14 protein-coding genes are annotated in these 14,475 nt (G+C 35.9%); 2 read left to right on the plus strand and 12 right to left on the minus strand.

The features are described from left to right. Window positions 1-44: 44 nt before the first annotated feature. The 3 genes from CCC20_RS00250 to CCC20_RS00260 form a co-directional block, all read right to left on the minus strand. Window positions 45-1,109 (minus strand): BMP family lipoprotein, encoded by a 1,065-nt coding sequence (locus tag CCC20_RS00250; RefSeq protein WP_003064867.1) that lies wholly within the window; start codon window positions 1,107-1,109, stop codon window positions 45-47. Between the two features lie 194 nt (window positions 1,110-1,303). After that, window positions 1,304-1,966: a deoxyribose-phosphate aldolase gene (deoC, locus tag CCC20_RS00255; RefSeq protein WP_013851852.1), complete on the minus strand. Its 663-nt coding sequence runs from the start codon at window positions 1,964-1,966 to the stop codon at window positions 1,304-1,306. Window positions 1,967-2,421: 455 nt separating this feature from the next. Next, a complete protein-coding gene (locus CCC20_RS00260) occupies window positions 2,422-3,015 on the minus strand; it encodes a class I SAM-dependent methyltransferase (RefSeq protein WP_058692317.1) in 594 nt (197 codons plus the stop codon). Between the two features lie 114 nt (window positions 3,016-3,129). Here CCC20_RS00260 and coaA point away from each other — a divergent pair, with 114 nt between their 5' ends. Both coaA and rpsT read left to right on the plus strand, forming a co-directional pair. Continuing rightward, window positions 3,130-4,050 carry a type I pantothenate kinase gene (gene coaA / locus CCC20_RS00265; protein ID WP_048791039.1) on the plus strand — a complete coding sequence of 307 codons (921 nt, stop codon included), beginning with the start codon at window positions 3,130-3,132 and terminating at the stop codon, window positions 4,048-4,050. Window positions 4,051-4,124: 74 nt separating this feature from the next. Beyond that, window positions 4,125-4,376, plus strand: coding sequence for a 30S ribosomal protein S20 (gene rpsT, locus CCC20_RS00270; RefSeq protein WP_003064878.1), 252 nt, complete (start codon window positions 4,125-4,127; stop codon window positions 4,374-4,376). Between the two features lie 115 nt (window positions 4,377-4,491). Here rpsT and CCC20_RS00275 read toward each other — a convergent pair whose 3' ends face one another. From CCC20_RS00275 to CCC20_RS00315, 9 genes are all read right to left on the minus strand, one after another. Then, the gene (locus CCC20_RS00275) at window positions 4,492-5,832 is read right to left on the minus strand and encodes a sensor histidine kinase (protein WP_003064880.1); all 1,341 of its coding nucleotides are present in this window, start codon (window positions 5,830-5,832) and stop codon (window positions 4,492-4,494) included. Continuing rightward, window positions 5,822-6,496, minus strand: a complete 675-nt coding sequence (locus CCC20_RS00280) for a response regulator transcription factor (RefSeq protein ID WP_013851854.1) — start codon at window positions 6,494-6,496, stop codon at window positions 5,822-5,824. Before CCC20_RS00280 ends, CCC20_RS00275 begins: the two co-directional genes overlap by 11 nt. A gap of 192 nt (window positions 6,497-6,688) precedes the next feature. Continuing rightward, window positions 6,689-9,232: a M1 family metallopeptidase gene (locus tag CCC20_RS00285; protein ID WP_058692292.1), complete on the minus strand. Its 2,544-nt coding sequence runs from the start codon at window positions 9,230-9,232 to the stop codon at window positions 6,689-6,691. 222 nt (window positions 9,233-9,454) lie between these two features. Continuing rightward, a complete protein-coding gene (gene phoU, locus CCC20_RS00290) occupies window positions 9,455-10,108 on the minus strand; it encodes a phosphate signaling complex protein PhoU (protein ID WP_003064885.1) in 654 nt (217 codons plus the stop codon). A 31-nt stretch (window positions 10,109-10,139) separates the two neighbouring features. Then, a complete protein-coding gene (gene pstB, locus CCC20_RS00295; RefSeq protein WP_003064887.1) occupies window positions 10,140-10,898 on the minus strand; it encodes a phosphate ABC transporter ATP-binding protein PstB in 759 nt (252 codons plus the stop codon). 11 nt (window positions 10,899-10,909) lie between these two features. Continuing rightward, complete coding sequence (pstB, locus tag CCC20_RS00300) at window positions 10,910-11,713, minus strand: phosphate ABC transporter ATP-binding protein PstB (protein ID WP_003064889.1); 804 nt, start codon at window positions 11,711-11,713, stop codon at window positions 10,910-10,912. A 10-nt stretch (window positions 11,714-11,723) separates the two neighbouring features. Beyond that, on the minus strand, window positions 11,724-12,611 hold the full coding sequence (gene pstA, locus CCC20_RS00305) for a phosphate ABC transporter permease PstA (RefSeq protein ID WP_013851856.1): 888 nt from the start codon (window positions 12,609-12,611) through the stop codon (window positions 11,724-11,726). Continuing rightward, the gene (gene pstC / locus CCC20_RS00310) at window positions 12,601-13,518 is read right to left on the minus strand and encodes a phosphate ABC transporter permease subunit PstC (RefSeq protein WP_003064892.1); all 918 of its coding nucleotides are present in this window, start codon (window positions 13,516-13,518) and stop codon (window positions 12,601-12,603) included. The genes pstA and pstC overlap by 11 nt, the downstream gene beginning before the upstream one ends. Before the next feature lie 9 nt (window positions 13,519-13,527). Further along, window positions 13,528-14,394, minus strand: a complete 867-nt coding sequence (locus tag CCC20_RS00315; RefSeq protein WP_013851858.1) for a phosphate ABC transporter substrate-binding protein PstS — start codon at window positions 14,392-14,394, stop codon at window positions 13,528-13,530. Window positions 14,395-14,475: the final 81 nt, after the last annotated feature.

Consider the following 14,475-nt stretch of genomic DNA (forward strand, 5'->3'; position numbering starts at 1 on the left):
AAAAAGGCGACCTATTTGGTCGCTTCCTTCAAGAATGATAATTTTTAATCACTCAAACCATCATCAACAGTGATTTCACCATCGATAATTTTTTGTTTGGCAGTTTCAAGCGCTTCTTTAATGCTATCAGAAAGGTTATCTGTGACAACATCAACACCACCGTCTGCAAGACCGTATGTTTTTGTTGTGTTTCCGTTGAATTTTTCACCTTTAAGTTGTTTGTTAGAAATATCTTGAACGACTTGTCCTACTTCTTTAATTGTAGAAGTCAAAACAAAGTTAGAATCAACATTATCAGATGATGTGTAGTCACCTTCTTCTGATTGGTCACGATCGACACCAATTACCCAAACTTTTTGGTCGCTATCAGCTGTTAATTTTTCATTAATTTCTTTGGCTTGTGAGAAGACACCTGTACCAGAACCACCTGCGGCATGGTAGATAACATCTGCACCGCCTGCATACATAGTAGCGGCGACTGTTTTACCTTTGGCAGAGTCTGAATAAGAACCAACGTATTGAACATCAACTTTGATTGAGCTATCAACTGATGCTACACCAGCTTTGAAACCAGTTTCAAAACGTGTGATTGTATCTGATTCAACACCACCTACAAAACCAACGTGTTTTGTTTTTGTTTGCATAGCAGCTGCGATACCTGCAAGATAAGCACCTTCGTTATCAGCAAACAAGACACTTTCAACGTTATCTTGATCAGAAACAGTATCGTCAACGATAACATAGTTCACATCTTTGTTTTCTGGGGCAGCTTCTTCAACTGCATCATGAAGGTTGTAACCAATAGCAAAAATCAAGTTATAACCGTTTGAAACAGCTGAATCAAGGTTAGTTGCATAGTCTGACTCACTATCTGATTGGAAGTAAGTGTAGTCAGTATCTTTTGTTAAATCATTTTCTTTACCCCAAGCTTGTAAACCTTCCCAAGCTGATTGGTTAAATGATTTATCATCAACACCACCCGTATCCGTTATAATAGCAGCTTTTACGCTAGAATCGGAGCTAGAGCTAGATGAATTTGAACGGCTACAAGCACCAAGTGCTAATGTTGCTACTGCAGCAAGTCCAAGACCAACAATTTTCTTGTTCATGAAAATGAAACCTCCTAAAAAACTTATAAGCTAAGCAACACAGTTGCTAAATATATATCAAGCCAAGTGGCTCAATGACACTTTTAATAAGACTTTTTCAAGCCTTATAGACTGTGGTAATAAGCCACTTGACCGTCATCACGACCGTCCACCCTTTTCTCTTCCATCTCATAACGTAAAAAATATTATTAATGTTAGTAACTACTATTAGCAGTTTCACCGTTGACAATCGCTACACCTGCAGAAGTTCCAATTCGTGTTGCACCTGCTTTAATAAAAGCTTCAGCATCTGCATATGAGCGTGTACCGCCTGCGGCTTTCACTCCGATATTTGGTCCAACAGTCTTACGCATCAATGTCACGTCGGCGATATTTGCACCTGCAGTTGAAAAACCAGTTGAAGTTTTAACGTAATCTGCACCTGCTGCAACCGCTAATTGGCAAGCTTTTACTTTTTCGCCGTCTGTCAAAAGACAAGTTTCAATGATAACTTTTACTAACTTATCACCGCTTGCTTCTACAACAGCGCGAATATCAGCTTCAACAGCATCATATTGTCCTGATTTTAATTGACCGATATTGATAACCATATCGATCTCATCGGCACCATTAGCAACAGCATCTTTCGTCTCAAAAGCTTTCACACTACTAGTGTTTGCCCCAAGAGGAAAACCAATAACCGTACAAACATTAACTTCAGTACCTTTTAAAGCCTTAGCAGCATACGATACCCAAGTTGGATTAACACAAACGCTAGCAAACTGATACTCTACTGCTTCTGCAATCAGCTTATCAATTTGAGTTTGAGTGCTTTCAGGTTTTAATAAAGTATGATCAATATACCTATTAATAGCCATTTTTACTTCCTTCCGAAAAAATTTTTCAATTGATTAATAATCACACTTTCTTTATTCTACCATTTTTTTTAAAATATGTAAGTACTTTTTGCCGATTTTTTAATAAATAGTAAAAATGGCAAAAACCGAAAAAATATTAAAATGATTTTATAATTCACTATCTTCAAAGAAAGCCTTATTACAGCAAGTTTTTTGATTTATATATGACATTTGTGTCATGTGTCACATTCGGCATTTCTGAACTTTTTGAGATGAAATTGCTCCTAACGGAAGGAATTTACAACATTTGAAATAATATTTTTACATTTTGTAAACGCTTCATATCGCGGTTTTTCAAAGCATAATTATACCGCCGAAACTGACATCTGTCACAAGTATTGATATTATGGGAATCTATAAAAAATCCTTATTAAACAAGATTTATCATCTCAATTTAATAAAGATTTTTTATTCACTTATTCAGTTTTTGTGCTTCGTAAAATATAATACCCTTTATCACGTTTTAGGATATCAACATTGCCGAAAATTTCTTCCATCTTCGCTTTAGCACTCGGTGCTCCTTGTTTCTTTTGAATAACAATTGTTAGGTGACCGCCATCCTTAAGATAATTAATACTATCAGCAATAATCGTATGAACAACTTGTTTTCCTGCACGAATCGGAGGATTGCTAATAATATAATCAAAAGTACCAGTTACTTTTTCATAGATATTAGATTGAAAAATATTTGCTGTAACACCGTTTTTTTCAGCGTTTTTTTGCGCCAAATCAATAGCTCGGTTGTTAATATCAACCATAGTCGCTTGAACACCTTGAACTTTTGCTAAAGAAATACCTAGTGGACCATAACCGCAGCCTAAATCCAAAAGTGTTTTGCTTTTTTCAAAATCTAACGTATTCAAAAGCACTTGGCTGCCATAATCAATCATTTTTTTAGAGAAAACACCTGAATCAGTTAAAAATGTGAACGGCTGCCCCAAAAGAGTAACCTTCAACTCACGAATATCATGAGCGCTATCAGGATTTTCTGCATAATACATCTTTGTCATTTCTACCATTTCCTCCTAGAATGCTTTTCCATTTTAACATAAATTGTAACGGTTTTCAATTAAGGATTAAAATGCTATAATAGACCACATATCCCTCTCTGTAAGGAGCTTCGTATGACGAACGAATTTATTAATTTTGATAATATTTCTCGAAAAACTTGGCAAGAATTGCATCGTAAGATACAACCGCTTCTAACTGCCGAAGAATTGGAATCAATTAAAAGTTTGAACGACAATATCAGCATTCAAGATGTGGTTGAGGTTTATCTTCCTTTGATTAGCTTGATTCAGATTTACAAAAATGCTCAAGAGAATCTTTCGTTTTCAAAAAGTATTTTTCTGAAAAAAGAAGTAAGTAAACGCCCGTTTATCATTGGTATTTCCGGGTCAGTTGCTGTTGGAAAATCAACGACTAGCCGCCTTTTGCAGCTTCTCCTATCACGGACTTTCAAAGACAGCAAAGTTGAAATGGTAACAACTGACGGATTCATTTATCCAAATGATGTTTTAATTGAGCGAAATATACTTGACCGCAAAGGTTTTCCCGAAAGTTATAACATGGAACTTCTGCTAAATTTCCTTGATACCGTCAAAAACGGCATGATGGCTGAGATTCCTATTTATTCGCATGAAATTTATGACATCATTCCTGACCAAAAACAAACGATTGATACCCCTGATTTTCTGATTGTCGAAGGAATCAACGTTTTTCAAAACCAGAAGAATAAACGATTGTACATGACAGGGTATTTTGATTTTTCAATTTATATTGACGCAGAAAATGATAATATCGAAAAATGGTATTTGGAACGTTTTGAAAGTTTATTAGAATTGGCAAAAGCAGACAAAAACAACTATTATCACCGTTTTGTTGACATGTCGAAAAGCGAAGCCTTAGCTTTAGCTAAGAACACTTGGAAAACAATCAATTTAGTCAATCTTGAAAAATACATTGAACCAACGCGAAACCGTGCTGAATTAATTTTACACAAGACTGTGGATCATAAAATCGATAGTATTTATTTGAAAAAATAAGTAATTTTTTTGAAAGAGTGATTAATACTTGCCAAAAGTCAATAATTTCTATATAATAATGTAGTTAGATTAATTTGGAGGTGAAAACATTGGCAAATATTAAATCAGCTATCAAACGCGCTGAACTTAACGTTAAACAAAACGAAAAGAACTCAGCACAAAAATCAGCTATGCGTTCTGCTATCAAAGCATTCGAAGCTAACCCATCTGAAGAGCTTTTCCGCGCTGCTTCTTCTAGCATCGATAAAGCTGAATCAAAAGGGTTGATTCACAAAAACAAAGCTAGCCGCGATAAAGCACGTCTTGCTGCTAAATTGGCTAACTAATATCCAATGAAAACTCCAAATGGAGTTTTTTTCTTTTTCGAAAATAGTTTTTTCTGGTAAATTAGAGATAACAAAAAGGAAGCTGAGAATTTATCAGCTTCCTTTATATTTTTTATTAATGACGATTAAAACGAACTTCAAAAATAGTTCCTTTTGGTTGGTTATCTTTGACTTGAATATCGCCTTTTAAAACATCAACAATTTGCTTAGCAAGTGACAATCCTAGACCAAAACCGCCTTTTTGACGTGTCCGTGCTTTATCCACACGATAAAAACGGTCAAAAATCTTAACTTTATCAGCGTCGCTAATCCCTGGGCCGTTATCAGCAACTGTCAGAATTGTTTGTTTATCTGTTGTTTTAACAGTAAATTCAATGACACCATCATCGTCGGTGTATTTTATGGCATTATCAAATAAGATAGTCATCAGTTGTTTTAACAATGTACGGTCTGATTTGATTGGTCGCTCTGCCAAATTATGTCCGATAAACGTCTTGCCATTTTCTTCAGCAATCATATCGTAATTTTCAAAGATTTCATTGAAAGTTGCTGGTTGAATATCCTCTAACTCAACTTTCAAACCATCGTCACGACGTGCTAAATTTAACAGATTTGTGGTCAGAATTCGCATATTTCGAACTTCGTCTAGACTGGCAGCAATACTTTCACTATTGTCCAAAATTGTAGCATCAGGTCGCCTAAAGAGACTTTCTAAACGATTCTGCAAAACAGCAAGCGGTGTACGCAACTCATGACTAGCATTTTCGACAAAGGATTTTTGTTTTTCATAGCTTTCCATAATTGGTTTTCTTGTCCAATTGGCAAGATAAACACTTGCTACGACCGAAATAATCCAGAAAATAACCATAACAGTAATCGTAATTGTCACGTATCGTTCGTTAGCTTCATCTAACTGACGAACACTAACAAGGAAAGTAGCGTATTTTATACTAGGATACTCGCTACTACTCACTTTTACAGCCAACACATGATATTTCTCGGTTTGACCAAAAATGGTCGTAATCTTCTGTTCTTTGATTTCACCGACACTATCTTCATCAAAAGTTGTCGATAAGGTTCCAAATTGAACAAAAGCATCCAAAGCATTTAAAATTTTACCGTCTTCATCATAAAGAAGAACGCTAACGTTGCTTAGACCAACTCCGCCGGTACTAGGTTTCGCTTTCCCAGAACTACCTGTTCCTCCTGAAAAAGCGTCCGTAGAAGAATCGTCCGATTGCAAAGTATCACTACGTTCCATAGTTCGCGCGACATAATCATCAGCATTGTCTGCTGCATTTTGCAAACTCGTATCAACAGAGGAATAAAGTCCATAACGCATAATCTGCAAAATAATCACTGTCATGATGACAAAAATCCCTGTAAAGACAGCAAAGAAATGAAAGAAATGTGAAAATGTCCCTGATGATAATTTTTTCTGTAATTTATTCAGCATTTTTCAGAATATAACCTACACTCCGTAGGGTCTGAAGGTTTTTAGCAAAAGTAGTGCCTTTAAGTTTTTTTCGAATTTTTGAAACGTAAACCTCAACAACCGAAATCGTTGTATCACTATCAAAGCCCCAAATACGATCAAAAATTTGTGATTTTGGTAAAATAACATTTTGATTTTGTAAGAAATAAACCAACAAGTCAAATTCTTTACCAAGCATTTCCACTTCTTTACCATTAATAGTTGTTGTATTAGTAGAAGTAGTAACAGTTAGCTCTCCATAAGACAAATTATTATCACTAAACTTACCAGAACGTTTCAAAAGAGCTTGGATACGCATTTTTAATTCCTCAAGGTAAAAGGGTTTAGTTAAATAATCATCAGCTCCCAACTCAAATCCATGTCCTTTATCGTCGAGGCTTTCTTTCGCAGTCATAATAAGTACAGGTGTTGATACAGACTTTTCTCGTAATTCTTTTAGAACCTGGAAGCCATCTTTCTCAGGTAACATTAGGTCAAGTAGAATAAGGTCATATACACCACTCTCTGCTTCATACAAACCTTCCTCGCCATCAAACACTTGCATTACATCAGCAAAATCGTCTAAAAAATCAAAAATGGAATTAGATAAACTCAAATCGTCTTCTACTAATAATATTTTAATCATACGCACACTCCTCATATTTATATCATTATATCATGACTTACAGCTTTGGTCTAAAATTTACCATAGATTTTATAATTTCAATAGCAATTCTTGATAAAAAGCATATCTAATATAACTTAAGATTATCTAAAATACTGTCATTACATAAACAAAATTCAAGAAAAACATCTGAGAAATACTCAGATGTCGCTTCTATTTAACTTCTGCAAGCGCTTCTTCAACAGCTACCTTACTTGTACTAATCAAATCGAGGCGAGCAGAGATTTCTTTGATTCCCATTGCAATATTGCGGCTGATTGCCATATCACCAAGTTGTGGTTCAAAGAAAGCCTTGTACTCTGCAAGACGTTCAGCTGTTTTGAATGAATTGGCAGGGTAAATAACAAATTTATCAAAACTCATGTCACCACCAAGAGCTGATTGAATCCAAGACCAGTTTTCACGTGCCCAAGTCCAGAATGCTCCTTGTGCAAAATCTTTTTCAAGGAATGGGCGGTACCAACTCATTGCTAAGTCTTGTGGTTTCACGATATCTTTGTTCTTCAAAGTGCTTAAGATACGTTCAATTGTGGCTTCTGATTTTGTATTTGATAAAGCAGAAGCTAACTGACGACGGAAATTACCATCATTAGTCTTCACATAAGTATTAAAATACAGAGAAACAAGTTCTTCTGTTTCAGCGTGCTTAATTTGATTTGCCAAAACTGATAGACGGATTGAAGCTGGAATAGCTTCGATATTATCTTTGTATTGATGGAAAATAGTTTCCGCTTTTGTCACAGCATCTTCGTTGTCTGCGTACAACATCAATGAAATCGTATTTTGACGAACCATTTCATCTTCGTCAGATTCATCTGCTTGTGGTTCAAAGCCAAGGCGGTCGTAATTCTTTTGCATGAGGTGGCTAACCAAGGCTTTAAATTGTGCTTGAGCTTGGCTTCCTTCTGTCAAGAAAACATCCAAACCTTCAACAACTTGTGAAATAGCTTCCGCTACCAAATAAGAAGTTTCATCAGCAAGTTTTGTCAATAACGGAACAAGTTCTGCATATGAAATCTCACCACTTTCGGCAAGCAAACGGCGTTCTTGGATGACTTGAAGTTTTGAAACAGTATCAAGTTCAATCAATTGTTCAAGAACAGCATTCAATAATTCGCCTTTATAATTTGTGATGTAGTGAGCAGTATTTTCTGTATTGAGACGAAGAGCTCCTTCGTTTTGCATCGCCAATTGGCTGTAATTTGGAATTTCAAGACGGGCTTCAGTCAACGTCTCTGGAAGTCCTTGCCAATTACTATTAAGTGGAATTGGCCAAATACGATTTTTATCAACAGCTTCCCCAATGAAGAATTGTTTTTGACTAAGAACAAGTGTGTCATCAACAACTTCTGCTGTCACAACAGGATAACCAGGTTGTTCTAACCAAGCATCCATAAAGACTGCAACATCTTTTCCAGATGCTTCTGATAACGCATCCCAAAGGTCACGACCAATAGTATTGCCATATTGGTGTTTTTTGAAATAAATTTTTAAGCCAGCACGAAAATCGTCATCACCAAGCCAACGACGAAGCATGTGCATCAAGCGACTTCCTTTAGCATAAACAATGGCTGGGTCAAACAAAGTATTGATTTCATCAGGATGCTTAACTTCAACATGCACCGATTGGACACCATCAGTTGCATCACGCTGAAGTGCTAGTGGCAGACCTGCTGTTTGAAAATCTTCAAAAATATTCCATGATGGCTCAATAACATCAACAGAAACGTATTCCATCATATTGGCGAATGATTCATTTAGCCATAAATCATCCCACCATTTCATTGTCACAAGGTTACCAAACCATTGGTGAGCCAGTTCATGAGCAATGACAAGCGCTACGTTTTGACGACTCTTAACAGTAGAATTATCGTCAACTAAAAGGTAAACTTCACGATAAGTAACCAATCCCCAATTTTCCATAGCGCCAGCTGAGAAATCAGGCAGAGCAATATGGTATGAAAGTGGGATTGGATACTTAACACCATAATATTCTTCGTAAAAATCAATGACACGAACAGCAATATCTAAAGCAAAGTCTAATGATTTAAGAACGTGTGCCTTTGTTGAGAAAACACCAACCTCCGTGCCATTTTTAGTTTTTGCAGTTTTACCTTGCAAATCCCCAAGAGCAAATGCGAGAAGATATGATGACATACGAGGCGTTGTATCAAAAGTCCACAGACCTGTTTCCTTACGACGTTCTGTGTCTACTTCTGGCATGTTTGAAAGGACAATTTCACCTTCTGTTTGATCAAATTTAATACTTAAATCAAAAGTAGCTTTCGCTTCTGGTTCATCCACACAAGGAAAAGCCTCTCTAGCAAAATGACTTTCAAATTGTGTCGCTATAACTTCTTTTTTTTCATCATTTACAGTGTAATATGATGGATAGATACCTGTCATATTATCTGTAATCTTACCAGAAAACTCAATAACAAGTGTCATTATACCTGTTTCTGGTAATTCAACATGAACAGCTTCGTTGTTGTTATCAATAGTAAATCCCAAACTTTGATTGTCTAATAAGACAGAAGCAATGATTAAATTTTTTTGGTGAAACGAAATAACATTATCTAAAGCCTCACCACTAATAGCTACATTACCTGAAAAAGTCTTTTCTTGACGGTTAATATCAAGAAAAATATTATAATTTTCAGGAATAAACTTTTCAATAAAATGTTCTACAGTTTTCATATAACTCCTTTAGAATGTAGGAATGAGGATTAGCAACCATTTCCCCATATCATTGAATCGTGTAATTAATTCTGATAATACTTGATAGCAATAATACTCATATCTTAAAATTAATGATGCTTAAGTACCATCGAACCATATCATTATACCACAATCCTAAATATCTGTCAGTTTTTACAAATAAACAAAAAGAAGGTTCACCTCCTTTTTGTTTATTTTTTCTTATAATTCAATAATTTTTCCAGTTTTAAGATAAACAACCCATTCACAGATATTACGAGCGTAGTCACCAATACGTTCTAAATAAGTGATAACTTGAAAATATTCTTTTCCTGCAAAAACAGCATCAGGTTGGTGACGAATTGACTCGACAGCCATATTTTGAATATCACGGAAGTAGTTGTCAACAACTTCATCTAATGCAGCTACTTCATAAGCACGTTCTTCATCGCCTGTAATATATACATCTAAGGCTTCTTCTACCATACTGCGGACGGCTTTACCCATTTTTTTGATTTCTGCTTCAACCTCTGGTAAACGCTCCTCACCTTTAACGCGAATTGTAGCCTTAGCAATTGAAGCTGCGTGATCAGCCATACGTTCAACGTCACTTGAAGCTTTCAAAACTGTAATAACTGTACGCAAATCTTGAGATACAGGTTGCTGTAGTGCAATAATTTCAAGTGATTTTTTTTCTAATTTTGTCTCAAAATTATTAACTACTTCATCTCCTTCAATAACTTCTTTAGCTAACTCGCGATCATGACTAATAAATGCTCGAACAGTCTTATTAATCTGCGAAAGAACTTCAGTTCCCATAGCATAAAATTGATTGTGTAATTTTTCTAGTTCCTCATCAAATTTTGATCTCAACATAATATCATCTCCTTTCTCAGGCTACTAAAACTTAGCCAAACTTTCCTGTAATATAATCTTCTGTCTCTTTGCACTTAGGTTCCATGAACATTTCATGTGTTTTTCCATATTCAATAAGATCACCATCAAGGAAAAAACCTGTTCGATCTGAGATGCGTGATGCTTGTTGCATTGATCGTGTTACAATAAGCATAGTGTACTTATCTTTCAAATCATAAAGTGTATCTTCTATTTTACCTGCTGAAATCGGATCAAGCGCTGATGTTGGTTCATCTAATAAAATAATTTTAGGACTTGTAGCTAAAACACGTGCTACACATACACGTTGTTGCTGACCACCAGATAAACCAAGAGCAGAATCGTGGAGCCTATCTTTGACTTCCTTCCAGATGGAAGCACCGATAAGCGACCTCTCTACAGCCTCATCTAGAATTTCTTTATCTTTAATTCCTTTCAAACGTAAACCATAGACAACATTCTCATAGATTGACATAGGAAATGGATTAGGTTGTTGAAAAACCATACCAATTTCTTTACGTAACTCCACAGTATCCGTTCTTGGACTATAAATATTATGACCGTTATAGGCAATTGCACCCGTCAAAGTTACCTCAGGATTAAGGTCCCCCATACGATTAATTGAACGTAAAAGTGTAGATTTTCCTGAACCAGAGGGACCAATTAAAGCCGTTATTTCATTAGGATAGAAATCCATAGACACATTATTTAAAGCCTTTTTCTTGTTATAATAAACGGATAAATCACTTACTTTTAAAATAGGTTCTGTCATCGCTTCCCTTTCTAACCGAAATGTCCAGATACATAGTCACTAGTAGATTGTAGCTTAGCATTTTGAAAAATGTTGTTAGTTTTATCATACTCAATCAAGTCTCCCAAATAGAAGAAAGCTGTGTAATCACTAGCACGAGCAGCTTGTTGCATATTATGGGTTACGATGATAATCGTATAATTTTTCTTCAATTCAAACATTGTATCTTCTAATTGCATTGTGGCAACTGGATCAAGTGCAGAGGCGGGTTCATCCATCAAAAGAATGTTAGGCTTAACAGCAATTGCCCTCGCAATACATAAACGTTGTTGCTGACCACCGGAAAGTGTAAAGGCAGATTTATGTAAATCATCTTTCACTTGATCCCAGAGTGCAGCCTGCTTTAAAGAGGTTTCGACAATTTCGTCTAAGAATTGTTTATCCTTAAAACCTGCACGTTCGTAAGCAAATGTAATATTCTTATAGATTGACTTAGCAAAAGGATTGGGGCGTTGGAAAACCATACCGATGTGTTTACGCATTTCATAAACATTGATATTTTTAGCATTAACATCGATACCTTCATATAAAATTTCACCCGTTACTTTGGCAATATCAATGGTATCATTCATTCGATTCAAACTGCGAAGAAATGTTGATTTGCCACAACCAGACGGACCGATAAGTGCAGTAATTTTATTCTTTTCGAACTGCATGTCAATTCCTTTAATCGCCTCTTTTTGACCATAATAAACATGTAAATTTTTTGTTGTTAGGGCGAGTTTTTCTTCTGGAAAAGTAATAATATGTCTTTCATTCCAATTATATTCTGTCATCTCTTCTCCTTTAGTTTGCAGACGTTAACTTCGCATGAAGCTTCTTACCAATATAACGAGCTGATAAGTTGAAAATAAGGATGAACACCAATAATACTGCAGCACTGCCTTGGGAAACCTGTGTTGCATCTGGAATAGTTCCTTCACTGTTAACTTTCCAAATATGAACGGCCAATGTTTCAGCTTGTCGGAAAATAGAAATAGGACTTGTCACACTAAGTGGGTTCCAATTTGACCAATCAAGAGCTGGCGCAGATTGCCCCGCTGTGTAAATGAGCGCAGCTGCTTCACCAAAGATACGTCCTGAAGCAAGCACAATACCAGTAACAATACTTGGTAAAGCTTCTGGCACAACAACGTGAACAACTGTTTCCCAACGTGATAAACCAAGCGCAAGCCCTGCTTCACGTTGCGTATGGTGAACATTACGAAGACCATCTTCAACATTACGTGTCATTTGTGGCAGATTAAATACGGTTAAGGCAAGGGCACCAGAGATAATTGAGAAACCATATTGAAATTGAACAACAAAAATAAGATAACCAAACAATCCAACAACAACTGATGGGAGAGATGATAGGATTTCAATACAAGTTCTAATGAAATTTGTAAAACGCCCTTTTTTAGCGTATTCAGATAAATAAATTCCTGCTCCCATTGATAGCGGAATTGAAATAATCAATGTAATCACTAAAAGAAAAAGAGAATTGTACAGTTGAATACCAATACCACCGCCAGCTTGATAAGATGATGATTTTCCTGTCAAGAAAGACCAGTTAACGTGTGGTAACCCTTTTAATAAAATATAAAGTAACAAAGAAGCCAAAATTGCAACAATAATTCCAGCGATGGTATAGAGAATTCCTGTTGCTAATTTATCAATTTTTTTAGCGTGCATAATTTCTCTTTCTTTCTCTTGTAATAAACTTCACGAGCATGTTAAAACCTAAACTCATAATAAGCAAGACTAAAGCTAGTGACCAAAGAACATTATTTTGAACAGTCCCCATAACAGTGTTACCAATTCCCATTGTCAAAACGGACGTTAGGGTCGCTGCTGGTGTTGTTAATGAGTTTGGAACAACGGCTGAATTTCCAACAACCATTTGAATGGCAAGTGCTTCACCAAAAGCACGAGCCATACCAAAAATAATAGCTGTAAAAATACCAGGTCTAGCTGCGTTTAAAATAACACGCCAAATGGTTTGCCAACGAGTAGCCCCCATAGCAAGACTGGCTTCTTTATAATGTCTTGGAACTGCTTTCAAACTATCCACTGTCATAAAGGTAACTGTTGGTAAAATCATGACGAAAAGTACACAGACACCTGATAAAATACCAAAACCTGTCCCACCAAAAATCGAACGAACAAATGGTACGATAACTTGCAGACCAATAAAACCATAAACAACAGAAGGAATTCCTGTTAATAATTCGATAGCTGGTTGTAAAATCTTAGCACCATATTTTGGTGATACTTCTGTCATAAATACCGCTGCTCCAATAGCAATCGGAGTTGCAATTAAAGCAGATAGAATTGTTACAGTAAATGAACCCAAAATCATTGGTAGAGCTCCAAAAGAGCCTGAACTTGGATCCCATTTACTTCCAAAAAGGAATGTTAGCGGATTGACACCATCAACAAAGAAAGTAGACAACCCTTTTTGTGCAACGAAAATTAAAATCATTGCAACGATAAAAACAATTAGTACCAAACAGAAAAGAGTTAATCCTTTCCCGAATTTTTCTAATCGAGAATTTTTTGAAGGTGAGGTTAATTGTTTCTCAAGTTCTTGATTTCTCATAACGTCTCCTTATTTTTCAGTTACTGTGCCATCAGCTGACTTAGTAACTTGCATATCATTAACTGAAATATAACCCATTTGTTCAACAATGCCTTTTTGAACTTCATCACTCATGACATAATCCAAAAATTCTTTTGTCAAGCCTGTCGGTTCACCTTTAGTGTACATATGTTCATATGACCAAAGTGGCCAATTATTTGTTGTTACATTTTCAGCAGTTGGTTCATAGCCATTTAGACTGATTGTCTTTACAGAATCATCAACATAGGCAAAAGCAAGATATGAAATTGCACCTGGAGTCTGTGATACGATAGATTTTACCATACCATTTGAATCCTGCTCTTGACTTTGCACGGCTGACTCACCGTTCATAATAACACCATCAAATGTTGCGCGTGATCCTGAACTCGCTGCACGGTTGATAACTGAAATTTTTAAATCTTGACCGCCAACTTCTTTCCAGTTTGTAATTTCACCTGTAAAAATCTTTCGAAGCTGTTCTGTCGTTAAATCATTAATTTTGACATTATCGTTAATAATAACAGCAAGTCCGGCTACTGCTACTTGATGGTCAACCAATTGGTCAGCATCGATACCGTCTTTTTCTTCAGCAAAAACATCGCTATTCCCAATTTGGACTGCTCCTGATTGAACTTGGGAAAGTCCTGTACCAGATCCTCCACCTTGAACATTAACTGTTTTTCCAATATTAGCTGTTCCAAATTCATCAGCTGCAGCTTCAACAAGAGGCTGAAGCGCTGTTGAACCAACGCTGGTAATTGATTGACCTTTATCAATCCAACTAGAACAACCTGACAAAATGATAGAAACTAAAGTAATTAGCAGTAAAAAGCTAAGTTTTTTCATTTTTTTCATTTGTGATTCCTACTTAATCTTGAAAATAAAAAGTAATTTACATGAAGTGTTACAAATACCTCACAAAGAAAATAGTACCAT

The organism is Streptococcus sp. LMAG:39 (assembly GCF_008680485.1).
GTDB lineage: Bacteria > Bacillota > Bacilli > Lactobacillales > Streptococcaceae > Streptococcus > Streptococcus pasteurianus.